This window comes from Phytohabitans sp. LJ34, from assembly GCF_052068095.1.
Classification (GTDB): domain Bacteria; phylum Actinomycetota; class Actinomycetes; order Mycobacteriales; family Micromonosporaceae; genus Phytohabitans.
Map to the genome: position 1 here is coordinate 342,441 of NZ_JBQHDG010000008.1, position 25,444 is coordinate 367,884.

A 25,444-nucleotide genomic window follows, 5' to 3' on the forward strand; every position below is an offset into this window, starting at 1 on the left:
CATCCCCTTTAGGGGGTGTGGCCGGCGTGGCGGGCACCTCAAGGTGGATGTCGTCGATTCCGGAATACCCTCATCGTACACCCGTTCGGCCGCCGGCATCCGCCCGGAGCTTGCCGCGACCGGCCGCATCTGGAGTGCGTCAGGGGCCGCTGTGGCTGGCGGGATCTGCTCGGTGCCGTCGACGACGGCCAGGGTGCGTAGTCCATCGTCCACTCCCCCGAACCTGCCGACTCGGCCAATTGAGTTTGTGCCAACCGGGGTGTCAGGACGGCGCCCCGGTCAGCTTGTCAGGCGTGATGGGGAGGTCGCGGACGCGGATGCCGATGGCGTGGTAGACGGCGTTCGCGATGCTGGCGTGTACGCCGACCGCGACCACCTCGCCCAGGCCCTTGGCGCCCAGGGGGTGGGCGTTGTAGTCCGGTTCCTCCACGAAGGACACGTCGATCTGGCCGACGTCGGCGTTCACCGGTACGTGGTAGTCGGTCAGGGCGGGCGCGATGAACCGGCCCGTCACCGGGTCGGCCGCCAGGTCCTCCATCAGGGCGCCTCCCAGCGCGTAGATGATGCCGCCCTGGGCCTGGTTGCGGGCGGTCTTCGGGTTGAGTACGCGGCCGACCGCGAAGACGCCGACGTGCCTCGTGACCCGCACGCGGCGGAGCGTGTCGTCGATGCGCACCTCGGTGAAGTGAGCACCGAAGGTGGCGTACGAGAAGCGGGGATCACGACCGGCCGGGTCGTGGAAGCCCTGCTCGACGATCGAGCGCCGGCCGTTGCGGCACAACAGGTCACGGTACGTCTCGCCGCGGCGCGGGGCGTCCACGTCGTACAGGCGGCCGCGGGCGGCGCCGATCCGCTCCTCGGGCAGACCGTGCAGTGGTGAGCGCGGGTCGGCGATCGCAAGGCGGACCGCGGCCTGCCGTGCGCGGAGAGCGGCCAGGTGTACGGCCGTGCCGGTGCTGCCGGTGGTGCGGGACCCGTAGGTCGGTGACGACTCGGGCAGTGTGGTGTCGCCGGACCGGAAGCCGATCCGCGCCGGCTCGATGCCGGTGCCGTCCGCGGCGACCTGCGTGAGTGTGGTGAGGTTGCCGGTGCCGATCTCCTGGGTGGAGGTGCGTACCTCGGCCGTGCCGTCGTCGCGGATCTCCACGGCGGCGCGCGCCGGTCCGTGGTGCTCCAGGCGTTGCGCGGACGACATGCCGAAGCCGACCCAGTCGTCGCCGTCGCGCATCATCCGGGGGCGGGGCCCGCGCTGGTCCCAGCCGAATCGGCGGGCCCCCTCGTCGTAGCACTCCAGCAGCTGCTTGCCGCTCCACGGCCGCTGTTCGAGCGGATGCGCCGCGAGGTGGTTGCGGCGGCGCAGCTCGACCGGGTCCATGTCGAGCGCGTAGGAGAGCTCGTCGAGCGCGCTGCCCACCGCGAACATGCCCGGCCCGTCGCCCGGCGTGCGCATGGTGGCCGGTGTGGGCATGTGCATGCTCGCGACCTCGACGCGGACGCCGATGCTCCGCAGTGCGTACACGGTGCCGGTGGGGGAGATCGCGCCCTCCGGCCGGTCGAAGAGGACCGGGGTGCCGTTGACCGTATGGTGGGTGATCGCCAGCAGCGTGCCGTCCCGGTTGGCGCCGACCCGCAGCCGCTGGATGATCGGCGGCTGGTGCCCGTGGCAGGTGAATACCTGTTTGCGCGTGACCACGAGCTGGACGGGGCGGCCCGTCTGCCGGGCGGCCACGGCCGCGAGCAGGGTGTGCCCCCAGACCGTCGTCTTGTTGCCGAACGCGCCGCCGACCAGCGACGAGATGACCCGCACCCGGTCAAGCGGCACGCCGAGCGCGCCGGCGATGATCGGGCGGTCGCCGTGGACGTGCTGGCTCGTCGTGTAGACCGTCAGGGAGTCGCCCTCCCAGTGTGCGAGCGTCGCGTGGGGCTCCATCGGGGCGTGGCTGTTGTACGGCGTGCGGTACTCCAGGTCCAGCGTCACGTCGCTGGCGGCGAGCTTGCCCTCCGGGTCGTTGAGTGCGAGGGCGGTCGGAAACTCGGGCTCGAAGCGCCAGACCGGCGGGTGCGCGCCGGGCAGCGCGGCGTCCAATGTGGGCACGGCCGGTCGGGTCTCGTAGTCGACCGCCACGAGGTCCGCGGCGTGCGCGGCCTGCTCCCGGCTTGTGGCGACGACGACCGCCAGGTACTGGCCGTGGTGGTGGATGTGCTCGTCGGCGAGGGGGAAGCGGGTCTCCTGGTAGCGCAGGGCGGCGGGCGAACTGTGCCACTGTGGACGGTTGAGGTGTGTGATGACGGCGAGCACGCCGGGCGCCGCCTCCGCCTGGGTGGTGTCGATCGCGCGCACCCGGCCGGCGGATACCGCGCTGCTGACGAGCGTCGCGTAGACCATGCCGGGCAGGCGGGCGTCGGCGGTGTACCGAGCCGCACCGGTCACCTTCTCGCGTGCCTCCACGCGGTTGATGGGCCGCCCGATCGCCATCATTTGTCCCGCAGCTCGGTCAGGGCCCGGCGCACGACGCCACGGACCAGCTCCACTTTGTAGGCGTTGTCCGGCCGCGGCCGCGCGCCCTCGGTCGCCGCCTCCGCCGCCGCCGCGATCGTTACCTCGTCGAGCCGCCGGCCACGCAGCGCGCTCTCGACCGCGTATGCCCGCCACGGCTTGGGTGCCACGCCGCCGAGGCAGACCCGGGCCTGGCGGACGACGCCCCGTTCACTGTGGACGGCCACGGCGGCGGAGGCGAGCGCGAAGGCGTACGAGGCACGCTCTCGAAACTTGACGTACGTCGAGCGGGCGGCGAACGGGCTGGCCGGCAGGTCCACCGCGACGATAAGCTCGCCGTCTCGCAGCGTGTGCTCCTCGTGCGGGGTCTCACCGGGTAGGCGGTGCAGGTCGCCGACCGGGATCAGGCGGGTGCCGCGGGCGCCCTCGACCACCACGGTCGCGTCGAGGGCGAGCAGGGCCACGGCGCAGTCCGATGGGTGCACCGCGATGCACGCCTCGCTGGTGCCGAAGATGGCGTGCAACCGCCCGTCGCCGTCGATGGCGGCGCAGCCGGCACCGGGCTCCCGCCGGTTGCAGGCGAACTCGGGCAGCCGGAAGTACGGGCACCGCACGCCTTGCAGCAGGTTGCCGCCGAACGTCGCGCGGTTGCGGATCTGCGGCGAGGCGCCGGCCCGGAGCGCCCGCACGAGCGCCGGGTATGCGGCCGCGAGGCGCTCGTCGTCGACCGCGTTGCGGCACAGGGCGCCGATCCGCACGCCGTCGCGGCTCCACCGCAGCCCGTCGAGCGGGAGGCCGTTGATGTCGACGAGGCGCGCGGGTGTGCGTACCCGGTCGCGGAGGAGGGTTACCAGGTCGGTGCCGCCGGCGATGATCTCGACGTCGGGGTGGGCGGCGATCAGCCGCAGCGCCTCGCGGACCGTTCCCGGCCGTTGGTACGCGAACGTGTCCACTACTCCCCCTCGCGTGACAGGTGCGCGGCGGCCTCGATGGCGTCGCGGATGTTGCTGTACGCCGCGCAGCGGCAGAGGTTTCCGCTCATCAGCTCCGGAATCTCAGCCGCCGTCACGCCCGGCCGCTCGGCCAGCAGCCCGACCGCCGACACGATCTGACCGGACGTGCAGAATCCACATTGGAATCCGTCGTGGTCCATGAACGTCCGCTGCACCGGGTGCAGCCGGCCCTCCTCGGCCAGTCCTTCCACAGTGGTCACCGCACTCCCCTCGTGCATCACCGCGAGGGTCAGGCAAGAGAGGACGCGGCGGCCGTCGAGCAGCACGGTGCACGCGCCGCACGCGCCCTGGTCGCAGCCCTTCTTGGTACCGGTGAGGTCGAGCCGGTCACGCAGGGTGTCCAGCAGACTGGCCCGCACGTCGACCCTGAGTTTCTCGCGACGGCCGTTCACGACGAGAGTCAGGGTGCTTTCCCCGGCGGCGGCGGGTTCGCGCGCCACCGCGCCCGTCGGTGCCACGGCCGCGCCCACGCCGATGGAGAGCCCACCCGCCAGTACGGCCCGCCGGCTGGTTCCTTCGCTCATGCGGACAACTGTGCTGTGGCGGCCGCCACGGGTGACTCCTGCCGCGGGCCGTACCGGCGGGCCACTGGGACGAGGACGGTCCTCCAAGTGGCCGGCGTAGGTACCGTTCGGCGGCCGGTCGTGAGCCGAACGCCCCGGGTCGGTTTACATGCCGGCGGACGCTTGGGCTAGGCGCGTTTGTTGAGGGCGTCGTTGATCTGGTTGCCGATTTCGGGTGTGATGCGGTCTTCGGGCAGCGCCACGCCTAACGCGGCGGCGAGCGCCGCCTGGTGGGTGTCGACGGTGGACTCCATCAGCGTCGCGAGCGTGGTCGCGCTGGTCGGGGCGCGCCAGGTGCCGATCGCGATCGCGGCGAGGCCGAGCAGGGCGGCCGGCCACCACCAGACGGCCCAGGGCAGGTACAGCAGGCCCCAGGCGGCCCAGGTGGCGTCGGTGAAGTACTGGCGGTGTGCGGTGTCGACGAGTTTGCGGACCTCGGCGTCGACTATCAGCCAGAGACGGGGCCACGCGAGTGGCGCGGAGAGGCCGTATTCGGCGTCCAGGCGCTCGCCGAGCAGCCGGAAGCGTTCGCCGACGGCGGTGGCGCGTACCGGGAGGTACCGCGTCGGCGGCTGGTCGTCCCGCGCGGCCCACGTCTCCTCGGTCCGTTCGCGAAGGCGGCGCTGGCGGGCTGGGGAGGCGTCCCGGATCCAGTAGCGGTGGACGACGCGCTCGCCGACGGTGGTGGCGACCGCGCCGGCTACGGTGGCCGCCGCCAGCAGACCCGCGGCCAGTACCACGACGGAGGCCGCGTCTCCCCAGCCGCCGGTCGCCGAGCGCGCCCTGGCCAGCGCGTACGTCGCGTCGAGCGCGTGCCGGTGGCCGCACGCGACGGCCCAGGCGGCCACCGCTGCGTACAGCAGGCCCGGCAGGACCACGACGGCGGCCCAGCGTTCCGTGATGCGGCGGCCGAGCGTGAGCACCAGGTCGGTCATCCGCGCCCCCCGAAGCGCGGCAGCCGGCGCACCATCTGCCGGTCGGTGACCCAGCAGCGCGGCGCACGGCCCGTGTCGGGGTCGGCGGTCGCGGCGCGCCCGCACGCCGGTGTCGCGGGGCACCGGTAGGAGCCTCGCACCACGAAACCCGGCACGCCGAGCGCGCTCAGGTCGGTGGGGTCCGCACCCTTCATCGTCTCCACGTCCTCGTCCTCGACCGCGTCCGCCGGGTCGAGGGGCAGCCGGTGCGCGGCGATGGCGTCGGCGATCGGCGTGCCGTTGGCGATGTCGGCGGCGGCCGCGTCCAGCCGGCCCGCCCATCCGAACCGGTCCGCGGCCGCGGCGAAGACCGGCATGCGCTCGCACCACCAGGCCCGGACGGTAGGAGCGTCGGTCATGCTGGCTGTCCTTTCACGGTCCGATGTGTACGAACGGAGCCCACCGACTCGGCCGCTCCGGGGCCGCGTCCCGCATCCGCTGTACCGTAGCGTGGAGCGCGGCCGCCGCTCCCGTGGCGTCCGGCGCCTCGCCGCTGACGAGCACCGGGTACAAGCCCTCGGCCACCTCCAGCGCGGCGGCGGCCGAGATGTCCCAGAGCGCGCCGACCACGTGCCGCCAGCCACCGTGGTGCAGCGCGGCAGCGAGCGTGACCGACTCGTCGAGGCTGCGCGTGCCCACCGCGGACGTGCGGCACGCGGACAGGAACGCGAACTCGCCGGCCCCCGCACCCACCAGGTCGTCGATGTCGACGGTGCCGGCCTCACGCCAGTCGTACCCGTACAGCCCGGCGGCCGACGGGTCGAGCAGGTCCTGCCGGCCGTGGCAGGAGACGTGCAGCCACGGGTGCGCGCCGAGCGCCGCGGTGAGGCCGGCCCGGGTCGCTGACTCGTCGATCAGGACGGTGACCCGATCGGTCCCGAACAGCCGCTCCAGCAGCGCGGCCTCCTGCGCCGCCCATGGCAGCGGCGGCAGGCCAGGCGTGCGCGCGGCGGCGAAGACGAGCATTTCCTGTTTCCGGCGGGCCAGCCGCGGCGCCCGCCGCCCGGTCGCCGGCCCGGACGGCGCCAGGGCGTAGGAGGAGACCGCCCGGTCGAGCACCGTCCGCCCGTCCCGCGCCGCGTGCAGCCCGGCGGCGTGAAGCGGCAGCACCGACAGCGGGCCGGTCGGGCACCACCAGATCCTCGGCCAGGGCCGGCCGTCCTCGGGTGAGCCGGTGGCACCGAGCGCGGCGAGCACTGGCTCGGCCACCGCCGTCCACAGCCACGCCATGATCTCGCCGAGCACCGACTCCAGGATCAGCCGCTCGGTGTTGCCGGCCGCCCCGTCCGTGGCCGCCGCGACCGCGTTGAGCAGCCGCTCGGCCTGCTCGATCGCCCCGTCCGGGCTGAGCTCAGGCAGCGGCACGACGAGCGGCCCGTCGCACCGGACCGCGACCGCGTCGCAGCGCAGCCGGCTGACGTTGACGACCACCACCGTCTCGTCGGCGGTAGCTGGTAGCAGCTCCGCGAACGTCGGCGCGCGCAGGAACCGTTCCGGATGGGGCAGTGCTTCGCTCGGTGGCAGCGCACGGATCCGATCGAGCAGCGCGTCGAGGCGGCGGGCCGCATACGCGCGGAGGTTGAGCGTGCGGTCGCCGCCGCCGCCTTCGTCCCAGCCGGTGGGCGTGGCGGCTGTGGTGAGCGTGGCCGTGTATCCGACGAGCTCGTCCGCCAGCTCGGGGCTGACGGCGCGCAGCCCGTCCAGGTTGGCGCGGGCCTCGCGGACCTGCGCCCATACCACCCCGCGGCCGGCCTCGGCCAGCTCGACGGCGCGGTCCGGGCGGCCCGCCTCGGTCGCCGCGGCGACCGCGTCCCGGGCGAGCGCGCCGGCCTCGGCGTCCAGCCGGGCGAGGCGGTCACGCTGGTCGAGCCCTCGCCAGGCGAGGGCCGGGAAGAGGTCGACCGCGCCGGCGAGGATATCCACGGCTGGCTCGGCGCCCTCGATGGACAGCGTGGCCAGACCCCACCCGCGGGCGGTCCGGATCAGCGCGCCGATGGGCGCGGACGGCGTCTCCCATGCCTCCCGCCACGCGGCCACCGCCGCCGCCCAGTCCGCCGGGTCCGCGTACCGGCCGGTCGCCGTGTAACGGGTGTGCAGCGCGACCGCGAGGTTGCACAGCATCTGCGCCCGCACCCCCTCGTCCGGCGGGACGAGCGCGGCTGCCCGCCGCCCGGCGTCGATGGCCGCGTCGAGGTCGCCGGCGTCGTGCCGCCGCTGGTAGCGCTCGGCCAGCAAAGCCGCGTAGTTGTAGAGGTGTAGGCCCTGGAGGGCTGGCGCATCCCATTCGTCCACGTTGGACTCGTCGGTGGCGGCGGTGAGGTGGGTGACCGCCTCATCCAGGTCGGCGTCGTCCTCCGCGTCTTTGAAGCGGGCGGCCAGCGCGTTGGCCAGCGATGGGCGGCGCAGGCGGCGGGCGGTCCACTCGTCCGGACTGGCGGCCACCGACTCGCGCAGCAGCTGGACCGCCTCGTCGAGGTCGGCGTCGGTGTCCCCAGCGTCGCGGCGCAGACGCAGCACGACCCCGAGGTCCCATTGGTACGCGCCGAGGTCGTCACCCGGGCCCGCGATGGCGATGAGGTGGCGCAGCCCGGTCTCGGCGGTGCGGAGGTCGACCGGGTTGGCGTAGAGCTCGAACCGGAGCCGAGCCAGGTGCGCGATCCGCCCGACCGTGGACTGCCGGATCGGCGGCGACGCCACGACGATCTCCACCGCACGGCGGGCCGTCTCGGTCGCGTTGTCCAGGTCGTCGGCGGCCAAGGTGGACGCGGCGAGCTCGCCGCAGAGGACGGCGATCGCGATGTGTAGCTCGACGAAGAGCCGCCCCGTCGGCGGGGTCGCGCCTAGCGCTTCCCGGAGCGTGCCGATCGAGTCGACCAGGTAGGCCGCCGACTCGGTGCCGCCGGCAAGCTCGTCCAGGCAGGCGATGTAGTTGAGCAGAATCTGCCCGGTGACCGTCGAGTCGCCCTCGGCCCGGGCCAGGTCGAGCGCCTCGCGCAGCAGATCGGCCGCCCGCCGCAGGTCGCCGTTGGCCTCGCCGTGGGCGCGGAGGCGCAGCGCACTGGCCAGGTTGGACAGGGCGGTGATCCGGTCGGGGTCGCCGGCCGGTCGCGCCGCGACCGCCGTCTCGCCGGCCCGGACCGCGGTGTCCAGGTCGGCGTTGCTCCCGGTGATCGTGTTGTGCAACGGGACGAGGATCGACAGGAGGCTGGCCGCCTCGGCCCGCTCGGTGTCGTCGCTGGCGAGGTCCATCGCCCGTTCGGCGTATCGCATCCCTCGTGCGGCGGCGTCCGCGTCGCCGATGGCCTCGGCCCGCAGATACAGCGAGCCGGCCACTCCGATCAACCGGTCCGGGTCGCTGAAGAACGGCTCTCGCCGGAACAGGTCCGCGACGCCGGATACCTCGCTGGTGGTCAGGCCGAACATCGCGCGGTTGCGCCGCATCGGCTCGTACTCCGGGTGGCTCTCGCCGACCGCCGCGACGGCTTGGTTGCTGGCGTCGAGGGCGCCGTCGAGGTCGGCGGTGTCGCCGGTCTGCCGGAAGCGGGTGATCCGGCGGACGGCGAGCGCGTTCTGCACGACGTGCGTGAAGTCGGCACCGGCCGGCGTGTGCGTCTCCGCCTCTTCGGCCACTCGTACCGCCTCGTCGAGCAACTCGGCCTGGCCGGTCCGCTCGTACGCCTGGGCGACCACGTGGCTGAAGTCGGCGAGGTGGCCGCCGTACCCAGGGTCGTCGGGCGTGGCCCGCAGCAGCCGCGCGCGCAGCTCGTCGACCTGGCCGCGGGTATGCGGGGACAGCGGGTCGCCACCGGCGGAGGTAGGCGCGGTGAGCGCCTCGGTGTCCGCGTCCAGTCGGGACCGGAACTCCGCGGTGCGCCCGTCACCGGGCGGTAGCAGCGCCAGCGCGGTGCGCATCATCGCGGCCGTCTCGCGCAGTGCCTCCACCCGGCCGGTGCGTTCACCGATGCCGCGGATGTACTCCGCCTGCTCGGCCAGCTGGGCGGCGGCCTCCGGATCGGGATCCGGGTCGGTGCCGTGGGCCTCCCGCGCGAGCCGGGCCAGCCCGACCGCGGCGTCGTCGGAGTGGGTGCGGTCGAAGAGCTCCAGCAGCGACTCCGCCAGACCCGACCGTGCCCGTTGGCGGACCCGTTCGTCGTCACCAGCGGCGACGCCCGCCGACCGCCACAGCTCGACCGCGTGGGTGAGGTGGTCGAGATCGCGAGTCCGCTCGTAGAACGTGGCGACGGTGACGGCGAGGTTGACGAGGACGGACGCGCGGTCGCCGGACCGGGCCGACGTGACCGCGAGCGCCGCCTGGCCCGCCTCGACCGCCTCGTCAAGCGCCGCCGCGTCCCCGGTCTCGCGGGCCAGCGAGCCGAGCATCGCGCCGAGGTTGGAGAGGCGGGCCTGGTGCATCTCGGCACCCTCCGGCGTCCGCGCCACGGCCACCCGCTGCGCGTCCACCGCCTGGCGCAGCCGCCCGATGCCGCCACCGTCCAGATAGGCGTCGAAATGGCGCTCCGCCTCCAGCGCGGCCGCCTTCGCCGGCTCGAACTCCCGCTCTTGCTCCTCGTCGCCGTCGCCGTCGTCGTCGGCCATCGCCGCCAGCAGGCGCTCCGGCACCGCGTCGGGGTCGACCTCGTACACCCGCCGCAGGTATCGGATCGCGGTCAGCAGGTCAGCCTCCGGGAAACCCTCGACCCGGGCCTCGCACCGCAGCCAGTGAAACCAGCCGAGCAGGTAGGCCACGTTGACATCGTCGCCGTCGTCGAGTGCGGCGAGCGCCTCCGCGTCGGCCATGGCCTCAGCACTGAGCAGCTCGTCAAGGCCGTGCTCGGAAGCGTGCTCCAGCCGAGCCTCGACGGCAGCGAGCGGATCTTGCCCGCCGACCATCCCGCACCCCCAACACGTGCATCGCACCCGTCCGACGCGGGCCACCCATACCTTAGGAAGCGCGCCGTCCGGTGGCGACCGGCTATCCGACAGACGTCAAAGCCCCCGTACGTCAGATGGCGTTGGATTCCACTACCCACGATGGTCGACAGGTCGCCGAGCATCTAATTTCGCGCTACTCACGCGGCCGGCGGCGGACGACCTCAGCGCCACCGCTCGCCAGGGGTGAGGACGTACTGCCGGTAGACGTACGGCCACGGCACTACCACCAGGAAGATGACGACGAGAAGGCACGAGGTCGTGTAGCCCCACGTCTCGTCGTCCATCCGACCGGAGAGCCAGGTGGGCAGGGCCACCGCGCTGAGCCAGATCAGCTTCCAGGCTGACTCGAACACGAGCAGCGGGAGCATCGTCACGGGGTGGCGCAGGCCGACGAATGACAGGAGCGATAACGCCGCCAGTATGCAGTAGACGATGCTCTCCGTCCCTCTCCAGGACGAGTCGTGGTGCAGGACGATCGGCCACGTCTCAATCGCGAGGCCGATCGCGAGCAGGGAGTATCCGAAGCGCAGTGCGTATATGCGCGGCAATGACACGTCGGCATCTTTCACCAGGGTAGTGGTGGTCATGGGTCAACGGTAAAAAGGACGTGGTCGACGCTCATCAGTGGAAGTACGGAGCCGGTACTGAGTACCGTCGTGCTGTGGCCACCCGCAGGCGACGACCGGGCAACCTCCCCGCCGAGGCCACGAGTTTCGTCGGTCGCCGCCGTGAGCTGGCCGAGGCGAGGAAGAAGCTGGCCGACGGGCGTCTGGTGAGCTTGGTCGGGCCCGGTGGCGTGGGCAAGACACGCCTCGCGGTCCGTCTCGCCACCGATCTCGCCCGCGGGTTCCGGGACGGCGCGTGGCTGGTCGAACTCGGTAAGCTGCGCGATCCGGCGCTGGTGACCCACACGGCGATGGCGGCCCTCGACCTGCGCGACCAGGCCGCCTCCGAGCCGCGTGAACTGCTGCTCCGGCACCTCCGCGACGCCGAGCTGCTGCTCGTCGTCGACAACTGCGAGCATCTGCTCGACGCCGCGGCCAAGCTGATCGGCGAGGTGCTCCGGGCAGCGCCGGCGGTTCGGGTGATCGCCACCAGCCAGGCGCCGCTGCGGGCTGCCGGGGAACACGTGCTGCCGGTGCCGCCGTTGTCGCTCCCGGCCGACGATCCGCTGGAGCGTCTGCGCGAGAACGAAGCGGTTCGGCTCTTCGTCGAGCGCGCGGCGGCGGCGTCGGGCGACTTCGAGCTCACCGACGCCAACCGGGCGGCCGTGGTGGAACTGTGCCGGCGCCTCGACGGGTTGCCCCTGGCGATCGAGCTGGCGGCGGTCCGCACCCGGGCGCTCGCCCCCGCACAGATCCTCGACCGGCTGCACGACCGGTTCGCGCTGCTCGCCCGCGGCACCAGGGCGGCCCTGCCGCGCCACGAGACGCTGCGCGCCACCCTCGAGTGGAGCTACGACCAGCTGACTTCGGCCGAACAGACGCTGTTGTCCCGGCTGTCGGTGTTCGCCGGCCGGTTCACGCTCGACGACGTCGAGGCGGTGTGCTGCTTCGGTGAGGTGCCGGCGGCGCAGAGCGTCGAACTGGTGTCCTCGCTGGTTGACAAGTCGCTGCTACAGCGAGAGCCCGCTGCGGGCACGGCCGTCTACCGCCTGCACGAGACCATGCGCGAGTACGCCAGCTCGACGCGTTCCCCGGATGGCCTCGAACAGCGCTGGGCGGACCACTACCTGCAACGATGCGCACGATTCGGTGCCGAGGGCCGGTACCGGCTGGTGGAGTGGCTGACGTGGATCGAGCCGGAAATCGACAACGTCCGGGCTTTGCTGCGGGCGTTGTCCGACGACGTGCGCGGCGTCGCTCTGGCCACCAGCCTGATCTGGTACTGGGTCACCCGCGCCACGACCGAGGGCGTCCGATGGCTCGACGAATTGGCTCCCGCGGCGGCGGCGCCGTGGACTTACTTCGCCCGGGGCTTCCTGGCCGTGCTGCAAAGCGACCCGGTCGTCGCCGTGCCGGTGTTGGAGCGTGGCGTGCTCGCCGCTCGCGGGGCCGGGCAGCCGGACGTCCTGTGCCAGCTGCTCGCGATGGCGGCGATCGCGGCGAACATGGCAGGCGACCGTCCGTCCGCCGAACGGCTGCTCGACGAAGCGGTAGCCCTGTCCGCCGAGCGGGACGACGTCGGTGCCACGCTGATGGTGCACCAGGCGCGGACCCTCAACGCACTCGGAGACGGTGATCTCGAGACCGCCTGTGCCGCGGCCGCCGACGGCGCACGGCTCAGTCGCCGGGCGGGCGATCTGTACAGCCTCACGATGATGCTGGTAAACCAGGGCTTCGCGGCACTGCGCTCCGGTGACGCCGACGAGGCGGAGCGTCGGTTCGTCGAGGCGCTGCCGATCGCCCGCCGGATAGACGACCGGGTCGCGCAGTGTTACCTGCTCGGCGGCCTCGGCGCGTGCGCAGCGTCGGTTCGCGACCCACAGCGTGCGGCCCAGCTGCTCGGGGCCATGGAGGGGCTGCGTGTCGAGGTGGGTGTGATCGTCAACAGTGGAATGGCGCCCGCGCTGTCGTCGGCGACCGAATCGGCGCGGGCGGCTCTCGGACCGGCGCGCTTCGAGTCGGCGCTGCGCGACGGCCTGCGGATGAGCCGTGCCGACGCGCTGCGGCTGGCGATGCGCGAGGTAGCCGCCCCGAGCCCGAACGGTCCGTTGACACAGCGCGAGAAGGACGTCGCCGGGCTGCTGGCCGAAGGCCTGAGCAACAAGGACATCGGTGCGCGGCTGTTCATCTCCGAGCGCACGGTCGAGAGCCACGTGCGCAACATCCTGAACAAGCTGGGCTTCCACTCGCGTACCCAGATCGCGAGCTGGGCCGCCGCCCCCGAGAGCTAGAGAACTTCGCGCCGTCGAGCCTCAGGGGCAGTAGCTCAATGGTTCGAGCAAGGTCCATATAGGACGTCGGTCGCGGGTGCAAGTCTCGCTGCCCCTGGGTGTCAGGGCTGGTCTTTGACGCCGACGCCGCAGTAATGCCAAATGCCGCCCGGCAGGTTGGTGGGCAGCTCGGGCGACTTGGGCAACGGGTTGTGCAGCTCGGGCCGCCAGTCGTTCGGCCCGACGAGCCCAGGCTCGACCATGGTGAACCCGTCGAACATCCGGGCGATGTCGGCCCTGCTACGGGGCACCAGCGGCGCATCCCAGTGCAGATCCTGGGTCAGTTGGAAGAGGCGCTGCGCGGCAACCGGATCAGACTCGTTGGTCAGGTGGCTCAGCGCCAGGTAGCTGCCGGGCCCCACCGCGTCACGGAACTCCCGCACGATCGCCCATGGATCCTCCTTGTCCCACAGGCAATGCAGCACGCAGATGAACATGATCGCGACCGGCTCGTCAAAGTCGATCAGCCTGCGGACCTGCTCGTTACCGAGCACCTGCTCCGGCTCGCGCAGATCCGCGCTCAGCGTGACCACGCCGGGGCCGGCAAGCAGCGCCGCCGCGTGCGTGGACACCATCTGGTCGCGGTCGACATAGACCACTCGCCCCTGCGGGTCCGCGCGTGCGACGATCTGGTGAGTGTTGGCCATGTTGGGCAGGCCCGAGCCGAGGTCCAGGAACTGGCGGACACCCTGGCTGAGCAAGTAGTCCACCATCCGTTGGAGCAGGTGACGGCCCTGGCGGGCCGCGTCCTCACCGGTCGGCACGCCCATCCCGGCCATCATGCCGCCGGCCGCGTCGGACGCCTCCCGATCGATGGCGAAGTTGTCCTTGCCGCCGAGCTGGTAATTCCAGATCCGGGCAGTATTGGGAAAGCCGGCTTCAACCGGGTCCGCGTCGGACGCCGCTGGTGGAGTGGACATCACAGCCCTCCTACGGGGTGGCGTTGGCCGCGTCGAGCATAGCCGCCAGGCATTGTCCATGGTGTCCGCCCGGTGCACCCGGGCCGCATCGACCGGGTCCGTCGCCCGCGTACATGACAACACGGGCACCCCACCTTCCTCCACGCACCGACATGATCTGCGGTCCGCTCCGCCCGGATCGCGGCATGAGCGTGCCTGGTCGCTACGTTGCGGCTGACCGTCCGGACAGCCGGTAGCGCAACCAGACAAGGCCGTCGCCGACGGTCTCGTGTGCGATCAGGTCGGCGTCACCGGCAGGCGGTGCTGCGGCTCCGTGCCAACGGCGAGTGCCCCCAGCACCGGCCAGCAGAGGGTGGATCAGCAGGCTCACTTCGTCAAGAAGACCACCGTCGAGCAGGGCGCCGATCAGTGAGCCCCCGCTGTCCACCCGAACCACCTGGATGCCTTGCGCGGCGAAGACGTCCAGTGCTGCCGCCAAGTCAACCCGGTCAGCACCAACGACGACCTCGCGTATTGTCCTACCGGCCGGACGCGGTGGCGTCGCTTCAGCGTGCAAGGCGAGCACGTCCGACCAATGCCCGGCATTGCGCAGCGCCTCCCATTCGCGGACCCGGCCCTGCCCATCCACGACGGCCAACAGCGGTCCGCTGACCGCCGGCCCGGGTCCAGCGGCTGCGGCAAGCAACCGCTCCTGGGCGAGGATCGTGTCGGACCCCACCAGCGTGACATTCTCCGACCAGGTCGCGGCAAGCCGGTAGAACTGGCCGAGATCCGGCTCAAATCCATCGGTAGCGCCCTCGATCGACACAGCCACGTGCGCCACGACATACGGCCGAGACGCGAAACTCGATGCACCTGTCGACATAGGCCCGAAGGTAACGTGCGGGGCCGACAACAACGGCGTCACCGCCGACCACATGCACCCTTCCTGGCCGACGGCTTCCACCGGCTACTCGCCCGGCGTCGGTGTATCGCGGCCGGGTCTCATACGGCCATCAAGGTCGGGCTGTGGTCGGCTACCGTGTGAATCCTACTTCTGGCCAGGCCGGAGAGGGCCCGGTGAGCAGCGGGCTTGCGTGCCCGAGGAGGTGCAGGTCGAAGAAGGCGCGAACGTAGGTGCGTTGGAGCAGGACCGAGCGTGGTCCGTCGATGGTGCCGATCTGTTCGGGGAGCCCCGCCGGTAACAAGCCTGAAGTCTGGCGCAGTAATGGCTGTAGGTCGGTGAAGGACATGTGCGCTGTTGCCGCTACGTGCAGCTCAAGGTGCCAGCCGCGCAGGCGGGGCCACAGTCCCGCCCACAGTTCACGTTCGCGGCCTTCGGCGTTGATCAACAGGTACGGCTGGTCCAGGCCGGCAGTGGTGACCGGCCCGTGCAGTCCACCGTCGAGATTGATGCCGGCTTTGACGCGTGGGTCAGCGTGCATCGCAGCGGCGGTCGTGGCGCCGCCCAAGGAGTGGCCGAACATACCGACATGGGACAGGTCAAAGGCGCCGCGCAGACCGGGCGGCAACGACCGCTGCTCCGCGTCGATGTTGTGTCCACGGTTCAACGCGTGCAGCTGATCCAGCGCGAACAAAGTGTCGGCCAGGCGGACGGCGACGGCCCGTTCATCGGTCCCTGTAAACGACTTGGATCTGCGCAGCGCGACTCGTCCGTCGGGAAATTCCACGGTGCTGGCATCGTAGGTGTGGTCGATGGTCAGCACCACGTAGCCATGACTGGCCAAGTCTTCCACCACGGCGGTATTGGAGCCGCGGTCCATGCCATCACCATGCGAGTAGAGGACCACCGGTCGGGGCCCGGATCCGGGCAGCACCGCGGCGGCAGGGTACGCGTGGGTGGTGGGTAGCCGTACCGTGCCCGCCCGGTTCAAGGTCAGGACCATCTTGGCCTGCACGGGCGACACCCATGACGCGTAGGGCTGGCCGGTCGCGGGCTCGGCCGGGTACCACAGCTGCACCATCAGCTCTCTGGCCGGCCGGTCGGTGGCCCATGGTTCGTCTCGGGCCGCATCGATCAGATGCAGGGAGGTCGTACCGATGGGGTGTGGGCCGGTCGGGTCTGGCAGGGTGAGCTGCACCGCGCCCGTCCGGTTGACGGCGTGGCCCACCGATGGGGTGCTGATGGGTTCGGCCGCCAGCCCGAACAGCGCCACAGCGGTAAGCCCGACCAGCGCGGCAACTTTCCATCGGCGCCGACCGCGGTGCCGTGGATCAGAACCAGCCGGTGGCGGCCGGAGGACCTCGCCTGGCAGGTCAAATGCGGTCACGCCTCAGTGTGCGCCCCAAATGACAACAGCGCCGCTGTACGTATGTCGAAAGGCGGAACCTCGTCTTGCCCGCATGTTTGATCGGGGGCCCAGCGACGCGAAGACCAACACCCGCGCTACAACAACGAGCTGCCACGCCGGACCGCGACTCCCTCCCGGTCATGACACCCGGTCGGACAGCGCAACGGTGGTTATCCGGAGGTCGTCAGGGCGGCCCAGAAGTCGAGCTGGTGTGTGGTGGCGTAGTCGACCGGGCCGATACGGTCCGGTGCGAGGGACTGGACGTGTGGTACGCCTGCGGTGGGATGGAACCGTGGCCACTGGTTGAGGTCGGCGCTGTTTGGGTTGCCGGTACGTGCGAAGTTCGTCCAGTAGCGGATCATCCGGTCGGATAGCTGGATCTGCTGTGCGGTGGCGGTTTCGGTGAACTGCTTGTCGCGGAACACGTATGGTGTGTCGCCCGCGTGGTAGGCGCCGGCCGGGAAGTCGTCTGGGAACGGCAGGTACACGGGCGCGTCGCGGTCCGCGAATTCGTACGCGTAGGTGGGCACTCGGCTGGCCAACGCCCGGTGCTGCTCGAACGTCGAGCGGGCCCACATCCGGTCGGTGAGCACGCTGGCCCAGGTGATACTCGGCGACTCGGTGTTCGTGAGCGGGTAGCGCCGCATGATCGCGTCGACCTTGTCCGCGCCGAACGCGGCCGTCAGCAGCTGCGGATACTGCTGCGCGGTGACCGGATTACCGGCGAGCACCCGGAACAGTCCGACGAACGTGCGGTGCTCGTCGCGGGTCGCACCGGAGATCACCGGTACCCGATGGAAGTGGCCCTCGCGCAGCGCCTGCGCGGGCAGCTGCGGCAGCGTGTGTCCGCCGTACGCGAACGGCTGGAAGATGTTCATCACCTGCGGGAAGGCCAGGATCGTCTCGACCGGGAGCGCGCGTAGGCAGTCCAGCGCGGCGGCGGAATCGGTCGCCTCGCAGCCGAGTTCGCCAGCAACCCAGGCACCGGCCTCGGTGACTTCCGTTTCCGGGCGCCAGCCGAACCACGGCTGGGCGCCCAGGCCCGGATACATGGCCTCGGCGGGCAGATCCATCAGGCCGAAGCCGCTTTCGATGATGGCGCGGTCGAACAGGCCCTTCGAACCCGGTGCCACGAGGTGGGCGGTGGTGGCCAGGCCGCCGTACGACACGCCGAACAGCGTGACGTTGCGCGGGTCGCCGCCGAACGCGTCGATGTTGCGTCGGACCCAGCGCAGCGCCGCCTGCTGGTCCTGCATACCGAACGTGCCCGCGCCGTCCAATCCGGGAAGGCCGAAGCCGCCGAAGACGCCCAGCCGGTAGTTGATGGTGACCGCGATGACGTCACCGTCGGCGGTCAACCGGTCGGCGTTGAAGAAATGTCCGGCCCCGACCACGCCATCGCCGTGGATCCACACCATGACCGGCTTGCGGGCGCCGCGGCGCGCGTCTCGCGGAGCGATGACGTTCAGCGACAGGCAGTCCTCCTCGACGCTGGTCACGTCCACGTACGACGACGGCAACTGCGGGCAGGGGCTGCCCGGTTTGGTGGCGTCCCTCGGCTGTGTCCACGGTGTGACCGGCTGCGGCGCCCGCCAGCGCAGGTTTCCCGCGGGCGGGGCAGCGTACGGGATTCCCTGGAATACACGATGCTGCGCGCCGACGGAGCCGCGCACGGGACCGGCATCGGTTTGCACGATGGGGTGGCCGTTCATCGGTGTCCTCTCCGGATGCGTGCCGGCCATCGCGGTGGTAGCTGGGGTCACGAGGACGCCAACCAGCGTTATGACCGGCAGGCGGCGTTTCCAGGTCGTCGCACTCATCCTCGTCCTTTCCGAGTGGGTTCGATTCCGGTGGCCAGCTCGACGATCGTCACCAGCTCGCGCCGGTATGGCTCCAGGTCCAGCTCTGGATCGGCGGCGAGCTGGCCGATGACGGCGTTGCGCAGTGCCATCACCGCTACCGCCATCACCCGGGTGTCGAAGCGGCGGAACTCGCCGTCACGCTGGCCTTGCAGGAGCAACTCCTCCATCGCAGTCAAGTCCGACGCGGCAATGCTCGACGCGAGAGTGGAGGCGCCGCCGGCCCGCGCGTTGCCGAGAATCTCGGCCAGAGCCCGCAGATACGCCCGATGCTCAGCCATGAAGTCCACATTGGCCTCCAGGAACGCGCGTAGCTGGCCGGTGGCCGTGGTCTGCGCATCAACCCGCGGGAGCACGAACGCGGCGAACTCAGCCAGCACCCGGCGCGCCACCTCGTCCATCAGCTCGTCCCTGCCCGCGAAGTGGTACGAGATCAGCCGCGTGCTGCTCAGCCCCGCCCGCTTCGCGATCTGGACGAACGACGCCCCACCGAACCCCAGCTCCGCGATCGTCGCGATGGTGTGCTCGACGATGTGCGCCCTTCGCGCCTCGTTCGTGAACGTCTGTCGCTTTACCTGCACGAGTAAAACATAACACACCCAGGTAAGGGCGACGCACTCTCCTCGGCATGTGCGTGTGCCTGGCTGACGTGGCTGTAGCGGCGTCCGCTGCCGACTGAACGATTCGGTACAGGTGGCGGGCGCAGTGGCTCTGCCCGCGACTATCGACACCAGCGGCTAGTGAGTTTTGACTCCATTGATCGACTCGCCCGATGATCAATCTCCGGGAGTTTCGACCGGGGTTCAGGCCGGCGTGTGGATGGTCTTGTCGGTGCGGGCGTGGGTCTGGGCGAGCCGGTAGAGTCGGTGCCGGTCTCGATGATGTTGCCGCCGAAGGTGAGCCGGTCCACGATTGCGGCGCAGAGCCGCGGATCGGTGAAGGTTTTGGTCCAGCCGGAAAAGGCTTCGTTGGACGCGATGGCGACGGAGGCCTTTTCCTCGCGTTCGGTCAAAACTTGGAAGAGCAGCTCAGCGCCGCGCCGATCAAGTTCCATACAGCCGAGCTCATCAATACATAGAAGATCGACGCGCCCGTAGCGGGCGATCGTCTTGGCCAGCATCTTCTCGTCGGCGGCTTCGACGAGCTCGTTGACGAGTTTGGTAGCCAGGACGTAGCGGACGCGGTGGCCGGCCATCGCTGCCTCGGTGCCCAAAGCGATGAGCAGGTGCGACTTCCCGGTGCCGGAGTCACCGATCAGGCAGAGTGGCAGCCCTTTCTTGACCCAGTCGCATTTTGCGAGGGTGTGGACCACGGCGGGGTCGACGTTCGGGTTGGCGGCGAAGTCAAACGTTCGCAAGGCCTTGTCGCGCGGGAAGGCGGCAGCTTTGATGCGGCGTTCAGAGCGGCGGCGGGCTCGGTCGTCGCACTCGGCCATGAGCAGTTCGGCGAGGAAGCCGCGGTAGGTCATCTGGTCGCGGGCGGCGGCTTCGGCGAGGTCGGTGAACTGGGATCGGATGGTGGGCAGGCGCAGCAGTCGGCAGGCGGAGTCCACCGCGGCGTCGGCGGCTTGCTCGGTCAATCCTCGGTGACGGCTGGTCATGATCCGGTTCCTTCCGCTCGGCGTCGCAGGAGCTGGTCGTAGGCGGTGACCGTGGGCAACGGCCGAGTATCGGCAGGCAGTTGAGCGAGCCGCCGCTCGGTCAGAGAGATCACGTTGGCCGGTAATGTCCGCGGATCAGGCGATGGCGGGGACGGACGGTCGTCGGTTTCGGCGAACTTGCGGGCCTCCAGTGCGACGGCGTCTGCGGTCAGCGCTCCCACGCGGACGGCGGTGGCCAGGCCCGGCGACAACGTGTTCGTGGAGCATGTGCCGGTGCAGCAGGAGGACCTCGATCAACGCTCGGGTTCCGGCGGCGTCGCCGTGAGCCTTGCGGGCCGCGGCCCACCAGGCGTCGTGGACCGGGGTGAACCTGCCTGCCGCGCGGGCCTGCTCCAGGGCGGCGGCGCCCGGCAGCACCCCGGGCATGCGGATCAGGCCTTCTAGATAGTGGTCGAGATCGAGCCGCGAGCCGCCTTTGGCCATCAGCCGTTCATGCCAGGCGACCTGTTCCCGGCCCTCGTAAATGACCAGGTGGGAGGCGTGTGACTGGACCTGGACCGGGCGGCCGACCAGACGCGCCGGCACGGAGTAGCGGTTCGTGCGGACGGTGACCTGGCTGTAACGGTCGACGCGAGGCGTCAGCCAGATGCCGGTCTCGAAGTCGTCGTCCGGCAGCCGCGCCAACAGCGGCTGCTCGACCGCGAAGTCCTCGCCGACGATCCGGTCCCGGGTGCCGATGCGCCGAGCGTTGTCCTGATCGTCCCACTGGTCGATCATGGCGTTGAGCTGATCAAATGAGTCCACGCGCGGGACTGGGACAAGGTGGTTGCGGCGGAACCAGCCGATCTGGCCCTCGACACCGCCCTTCTCGTGTGCCCCTTCGATGCCTGGCTGGCAGTAAAAGACATCCAGGCCGTAGTGCGAACGGAACGCGGTCCAGCGCTGGGTCTCGATGCGCTGCCGGGAGAATCCCAGCACCTTGGCGACCGCCGAGCGCAGATTGTCGTAGCGACCTTGCCGGTCGGCACCCCGCCAAGCCTCTTCAGAGCATGGACGTGACCCTCGAAGAACGCTTCCTGCCCGCCGGACGCGAATACCCGGTGGATTGCCTTGCCGGAGAACGACATTCGGAACGAGAACAACATGCAGGTCACTAATTCACCGCGCAGACTGATAGCGACCTCGCCGAAATCGACCTCCGCCTCAGCGCCCGGCCGGTGAGTCTGCGGGAAGAACACCTTGATCGGACCGCGACCTGACTCTGCCCTGATCTTCGGCTTGCGGTCGGCGACATATGTCCGCACGACCTGGTAACAGATGTCAGCCATGCCGTGTTCGTCGAGCAGCCGGTGATAAATCCGTCTCACCGTATGCCGCTGCTTGCGGGGCGCGTCGAGATCAGCTCGCAGAATCTCATCGATCGCCGGCTTGAAGGGATCGAGCTTCGACCCCCGCGACGGCATCGCCTTGCGCGGCGGCGGCAACGCCAACACCGCGGCCGCGCTGACCGTCCGCCGCCCGACCCGGTATTTCTCCTCGATCGTCCGTCCCGACATCCCCGCCGAGATCGCGGCGGATCGCCGCGAACAACTCAATCTTCGACATCCGCGGCATCAGCCGGCCTCCGTCTCGGGTCAGCCGACGCTCCCACCACGCAGCGTGGTGTCGAAACTCGCGGACATCGAATCCATCCGATCGAGCGTCCACCCCCGGTGGTGTCGGAACTGACGGACAAACCCCACGTCAGAGCCGCTCAGATGATGGTCGTAGAAAACTCATTTCGCCGCAGGCTCCTGACACATAGGCTCGCGCGCATGACCGACGGCGACTGGAGAGACAGCGGGTTCCGGCAGCGTCGGCCCTCCGCGGGAACTCTCGCCTGGGTTGCGGCGTCGATGGGTCGAGGTAGCCGCATCGTCGGCTATCGACGATTGACCGGTGGCGTCTCCTCCGCCGTGCATCGGCTGACGGTCGAACGACATGGAACGCGAAGATTCGTCGTACTGCGGCAGTATCCGGGCGGCCTCGGCCTGGAGGAGGCTCTGGAGACGGAGATCGCCAACCTTGGTGTAGTGGCAGGAAGCGGGCTCCCGGTTCCGAGCACCCTGGCCACTGATGTCACCGGCGCTTCGACCGGGGGCGCGCCAGCATTGCTGATGACCCGATTGCCGGGGCATGTTGACCTCGATCCGGCGCAACCTCGGTCATGGATGACAAGGATCGCAGAGCTTGCCGTATTGCTGCATTCCCTCGATCTCCCCGCGAAGATCTTCAGGCCGTGGACGGATTCCTGGATCGCTCCCCGGGACGGGTTTCGGATACCGGCTGACGCAAAGAAGCCGGCTGTATGGAAGGCGGCATTCGGTGCCATGGCGGGGCCGCCGCCGAAGGACACGGCCGTCTTTCTGCACTGCGATCTCCTACCGGTCAACCTGCTCTGGTCGCGGGGCAGGATTACCGGGCTGACCGACTGGAACTCCATCCACCGAGGGTCGCGTGCGATCGACGTCGGGCATTGCCGGCGATACCTGGCGGCGCTCTACTCACCCGAGTGTGCGGAGCAGCTCCGGTCGCTCTACGAGTCGATCGCCGGGGTGACCCTCGATCCGTGGTGGGACCTGTATGCCCTGCTGCACTATGAAGACAGCGGGCCGAAGTGGATCCGTGGTCAGGTCGCGGGGCGCCGTCCTGTCGATGTGCCCGGCATGACTGCCCGGGTCGAGGTCGCTATCGAGACAGCGCTACGGCGCCTCGGGTAACCGCGAGTTCCGACAACCTCGCGGCACCGTGGTGTCGAAACTCGCCGACACGAAGTCCGCCGACGATCAAGCGGTGTCCAAAGCGACGTTCAAACGGTGTCCGGAGACGCGGAGATAACCAGGCGCAGCGTTTGCGGACGTTCTGGTGCTCGAACGGGCTTTGAGGCCTGCTGTTCAAGGGCATCCTCAGGTGGTGTCCATTGTGGTGTCCGTCGGTGGTTTGGTCCGTAGTAGTCGCCAACTCAATGCCGCGAGCAGCGATAGCAGGACTGCGTCGCTGGCGGCGACGGCGGAAACGCCGAACCGGGCAGCGACCATGCCGCCCAGTACGGCACCGACCGGGGCGGCGGCCAGTGCGACGACACGGTTGGTGCTGCTGTCCGGCCGCGCCGTTCGTCCGGGGCAGCTCGTTGTTGGTAGATGTTGGCAAGCATGTTCCAGATGGCGCTGCCGGCGGCGAAGACCGCCAGCGCGGCACTGCCGGACACAACCGTGGTGGGCGAGTGTGAGGACCAGCAATGCTCCGGCCTGGCCTGCCAGTATCCAGCGCAGCGCGGCAAGGTCGCCCAACCAGTACCGACGCGGCGGGCGGTCAGGCCGCCGGCGATGGAGCGCACTGATGCCACGACAGCGACCAGGCCCGTAGTCGGCGACCGGCACCTTGAACACATCGAGGACAAGTAGGACCAGGATCTCGACCAGGGCGCTGATGACCAAATTGCACGTGCGGTAAGTACCGCCAGCAGCCGGTGGCGGATCAACCAACCCACGCCGCCGACGATCTGGGTCCAATGGTCGGCGTGGTGGCCGGTTGACACGCGAGCGGAGCCTGAGCGGCTGGAGCGATGTGCGGTCGCGCAAAGTCCTGCCGCCCAGGCTGCCACCTTTCAGCTCATCACGAGCCGGTCACCAACGCCGAGGTACCCGGCGGCCGTGGCCCAGTGGGACGTCCAAGTGCCGAAGGCTGTCGCACCGTTAAGCACGTGCGCTTCAAGCCGACCCGAGCCGGTCGGTCCGGCTTGTCCGGTGCCAACGATGGTGAGGTCTGCGCGGCTGTCACCATCGACATCACCCATCACCACGAGATCGCTTGAGGTGCCTAGGTAGCCGGCGGCTGTCGCCCAGTTGCCGAGCCAAGAGCCAAAGCTCGTCCCGCCGTTGAGCACGTGGGCTTCCAAACGGCCGGAGCCGGTAGGCCCCGCCAAGCCGGTGGCCACGATCACCAAGTCTGCACGGTTGTCGCCATTTACATCGCCCATAGTGAGGCGGTCGTTAGCGCTGATGTAACCGGCCGCAGTCGCCCAGTTGCCGAGCCACGTGCCGTAACCGGTAGCCGCGTTGAGTACGTGTGCCTCCAGACGGCCGGAGCCGGTCGGGCTCAGACGACCCGTGCCCACGATCACCAGATCGGCCCGATTGTCGCCGTTCACGTCGCCCATCACGAGGTCGTCGGAAGGGTTCAGGTATCCGGCGGCTGTGGCCCAATGATGCATCCAGGTGCTGTACCCAGTGGCGCCGTCAAGGACGTGCGCCTCGAGTTTGCCCGAGCCGGTAGGGCCGGACTGGCCGGTTGCCACGAGGACCAGGTCGGCGCGGCTGTCGCCGTTCACGTCCCCCATAAGCACGCGGTCGGTAGCGCTTCCCAGGTATCCGGCTGCTGTGGCCCAGTTGCCAAGCCATGAGCTGTAGCCGGTAGCGCCGTTGAGCGCGTGCGCTTCCAGGCGGCCCGAACCGGTAGGTCCGTTTAGGCCGGTGGCGATGAGGGTCAGGTCGCCCCGGCCGTCGCCGTTGACGTCGGTGCGGTGCTGCGCTGGCGGGTCGTTGATGTCTGCGATGTGCAGGAAGTCCTGTGGCCACGCACTCGTGCCCCGTTGAAGGGTGCGTACACCAAACCTGCCATTCCAGTTGGCGTTGTACTCGTGCACGTCGATGGTGTTGCCGCCGTTGCGCACGTCGGCCACGATGGCGACGTGGCCGTAGTCGCCGCCGTACGCCGACCCCCACCATGCGACTGCGCCGCGTTGGGGGTTTCCGTTGACCGGGATGCCGCGGCTGATTGCACCCATACGCCACTCGCGAGCGTGTCCGCTACCGTTGTATTGGATGTTGGCCCACTGGAACCGGTAGTCGCCGATCGAGCCACCCATCTGGGTGTTGATGGTCCATGCGGCGTAGTCGGTGCAGTTACGGTAGGCGAAACGCAGCGGCGACAACGCGTCCATGTTGGCATTGGGCCAGGGGTAGTTGTCGCCCAAGGCTTGCGCCGGCGTACCAACACCGATGATCATTGCTATCGCGAAAAGGGTTGAGACTAGCGACCTAAACGCCGCCCGGTATCGTCTCGTCGACTTCTTCATGAGACCCCTTCAGTCTGTCGATGCAGATACGAGTCGGTTGCAAGCTCCTCTTGTCAGGCTTCCTCCACACCTTGGCAGGCCTCACATCGGGCCCTCGTCGCACAGAAGCGCCGCCCATAGATCGCAGATCATCGCCGGCAGTTGATCTACATCTCGATACTGGCGTATCCCACAGCGACTTACCGTAAGCGCCGGATGAGGAAGATCGGCCCCTCCGTTCGGTGGAGGACTTCCGTCGCGACGGCCCAGGCACTCACCAGACCATTCGGCTGTCCAAATGATAGATCTACGACACGAGCCAAACGCGCGAAGGATAGCGAGAGATTGCCCTAAATGGGGGTTATCTGCCTCGGAGGCGTCAACCATCTTGGAACCTGGACAACGAGTTCTTGGGCGACCGCGTTGAGCAGGCGCATCATGGGTCGACGGACATCGAAGATCAGGCTATATGTCGCTTCCCTTGACGTCAGAGGAATCCACATAGACAGCCAACGACCGAAGCGGCTGCGCAGCATCAACGCACTATCATCGGCATTTCAGGACGTTGCGGTCGCGGAGTCGACACGGCCAGGGTGGACATCTGGAGCCCATGCCGCTGCGTCGCTCCCTCCACGGTTGCTGGTTGGGCGGCGACCGTCGCCCCACGGCCGCACCCGTCGCTACCCTTGACCGGTCATGATGCGTATCTCGGTTGTCGGTAACTCCGGCTCGGGCAAGTCCACACTGGCCAGAGCCATCGCCGCC

General features: G+C 69.7%; 17 protein-coding genes and 1 pseudogene. 3 read left to right on the plus strand and 15 right to left on the minus strand.

Annotation, left to right across the window (positions count from 1 at the left end; all coding sequences use genetic code 11):
• Window positions 1-262: 262 nt before the first annotated feature.
• The 7 genes from ACTMTJ_RS17335 to ACTMTJ_RS17365 form a co-directional block, all read right to left on the minus strand.
• Window positions 263-2,476, minus strand: coding sequence for a xanthine dehydrogenase family protein molybdopterin-binding subunit (locus ACTMTJ_RS17335; protein ID WP_441217681.1), 2,214 nt, complete (start codon window positions 2,474-2,476; stop codon window positions 263-265).
• Entirely contained in the window at window positions 2,476-3,450 is a 975-nt protein-coding gene (locus tag ACTMTJ_RS17340) for an FAD binding domain-containing protein (RefSeq protein WP_441217683.1), read from the minus strand. Before ACTMTJ_RS17340 ends, ACTMTJ_RS17335 begins: the two co-directional genes overlap by 1 nt.
• Window positions 3,450-4,034, minus strand: coding sequence for a (2Fe-2S)-binding protein (locus ACTMTJ_RS17345; RefSeq protein ID WP_441217685.1), 585 nt, complete (start codon window positions 4,032-4,034; stop codon window positions 3,450-3,452). The genes ACTMTJ_RS17340 and ACTMTJ_RS17345 overlap by 1 nt, the downstream gene beginning before the upstream one ends.
• Before the next feature lie 167 nt (window positions 4,035-4,201).
• Window positions 4,202-5,008 (minus strand): hypothetical protein, encoded by an 807-nt coding sequence (locus tag ACTMTJ_RS17350; RefSeq protein ID WP_441217687.1) that lies wholly within the window; start codon window positions 5,006-5,008, stop codon window positions 4,202-4,204.
• Window positions 5,005-5,406, minus strand: coding sequence for a hypothetical protein (locus ACTMTJ_RS17355; RefSeq protein ID WP_441217689.1), 402 nt, complete (start codon window positions 5,404-5,406; stop codon window positions 5,005-5,007). The genes ACTMTJ_RS17350 and ACTMTJ_RS17355 overlap by 4 nt, the downstream gene beginning before the upstream one ends.
• Window positions 5,407-5,419: 13 nt before the next feature.
• A complete protein-coding gene (locus ACTMTJ_RS17360) occupies window positions 5,420-9,937 on the minus strand; it encodes a CHAT domain-containing protein (protein WP_441217691.1) in 4,518 nt (1,505 codons plus the stop codon).
• A 203-nt stretch (window positions 9,938-10,140) separates the two neighbouring features.
• Window positions 10,141-10,566 (minus strand): hypothetical protein, encoded by a 426-nt coding sequence (locus tag ACTMTJ_RS17365; RefSeq protein WP_441217693.1) that lies wholly within the window; start codon window positions 10,564-10,566, stop codon window positions 10,141-10,143.
• A 74-nt stretch (window positions 10,567-10,640) separates the two neighbouring features.
• Here ACTMTJ_RS17365 and ACTMTJ_RS17370 point away from each other — a divergent pair, with 74 nt between their 5' ends.
• Window positions 10,641-12,875, plus strand: coding sequence for a helix-turn-helix transcriptional regulator (locus ACTMTJ_RS17370; protein ID WP_441217695.1), 2,235 nt, complete (start codon window positions 10,641-10,643; stop codon window positions 12,873-12,875).
• A gap of 101 nt (window positions 12,876-12,976) precedes the next feature.
• Here ACTMTJ_RS17370 and ACTMTJ_RS17375 read toward each other — a convergent pair whose 3' ends face one another.
• The 7 genes and pseudogenes from ACTMTJ_RS17375 to istA form a co-directional block, all read right to left on the minus strand.
• Window positions 12,977-13,978, minus strand: coding sequence for an SAM-dependent methyltransferase (locus tag ACTMTJ_RS17375; RefSeq protein ID WP_441217697.1), 1,002 nt, complete (start codon window positions 13,976-13,978; stop codon window positions 12,977-12,979).
• Between the two features lie 58 nt (window positions 13,979-14,036).
• Window positions 14,037-14,648: a dihydrofolate reductase family protein gene (locus tag ACTMTJ_RS17380; RefSeq protein ID WP_441217699.1), complete on the minus strand. Its 612-nt coding sequence runs from the start codon at window positions 14,646-14,648 to the stop codon at window positions 14,037-14,039.
• A 202-nt stretch (window positions 14,649-14,850) separates the two neighbouring features.
• Entirely contained in the window at window positions 14,851-15,990 is a 1,140-nt protein-coding gene (locus ACTMTJ_RS17385) for an alpha/beta hydrolase family protein (RefSeq protein ID WP_441217701.1), read from the minus strand.
• Window positions 15,991-16,295: 305 nt separating this feature from the next.
• Window positions 16,296-17,945: a carboxylesterase/lipase family protein gene (locus ACTMTJ_RS17390; RefSeq protein ID WP_441217703.1), complete on the minus strand. Its 1,650-nt coding sequence runs from the start codon at window positions 17,943-17,945 to the stop codon at window positions 16,296-16,298.
• Window positions 17,942-18,565 carry a TetR/AcrR family transcriptional regulator gene (locus ACTMTJ_RS17395; protein ID WP_441217705.1) on the minus strand — a complete coding sequence of 208 codons (624 nt, stop codon included), beginning with the start codon at window positions 18,563-18,565 and terminating at the stop codon, window positions 17,942-17,944. The genes ACTMTJ_RS17390 and ACTMTJ_RS17395 overlap by 4 nt, the downstream gene beginning before the upstream one ends.
• Window positions 18,566-18,705: 140 nt before the next feature.
• Window positions 18,706-19,584 carry an IS21-like element helper ATPase IstB gene (gene istB, locus ACTMTJ_RS17400; protein WP_441217707.1) on the minus strand — a complete coding sequence of 293 codons (879 nt, stop codon included), beginning with the start codon at window positions 19,582-19,584 and terminating at the stop codon, window positions 18,706-18,708.
• Window positions 19,581-21,140: pseudogene (istA, locus tag ACTMTJ_RS17405) on the minus strand (IS21 family transposase). Before istA ends, istB begins: the two are co-directional and overlap by 4 nt.
• Before the next feature lie 258 nt (window positions 21,141-21,398).
• Between istA and ACTMTJ_RS17410 the strand changes: the two are divergent.
• Entirely contained in the window at window positions 21,399-22,343 is a 945-nt protein-coding gene (locus ACTMTJ_RS17410; protein WP_441217709.1) for a phosphotransferase family protein, read from the plus strand.
• A 432-nt stretch (window positions 22,344-22,775) separates the two neighbouring features.
• A complete protein-coding gene (locus ACTMTJ_RS17415) occupies window positions 22,776-23,027 on the plus strand; it encodes a hypothetical protein (protein WP_441217711.1) in 252 nt (83 codons plus the stop codon).
• Window positions 23,028-23,230: 203 nt separating this feature from the next.
• Here the strand turns inward: ACTMTJ_RS17415 and ACTMTJ_RS17420 are convergent, their stop codons facing one another.
• Window positions 23,231-24,631 (minus strand): CHAP domain-containing protein, encoded by a 1,401-nt coding sequence (locus ACTMTJ_RS17420; RefSeq protein ID WP_441217713.1) that lies wholly within the window; start codon window positions 24,629-24,631, stop codon window positions 23,231-23,233.
• Window positions 24,632-25,444 lie beyond the last annotated feature (813 nt).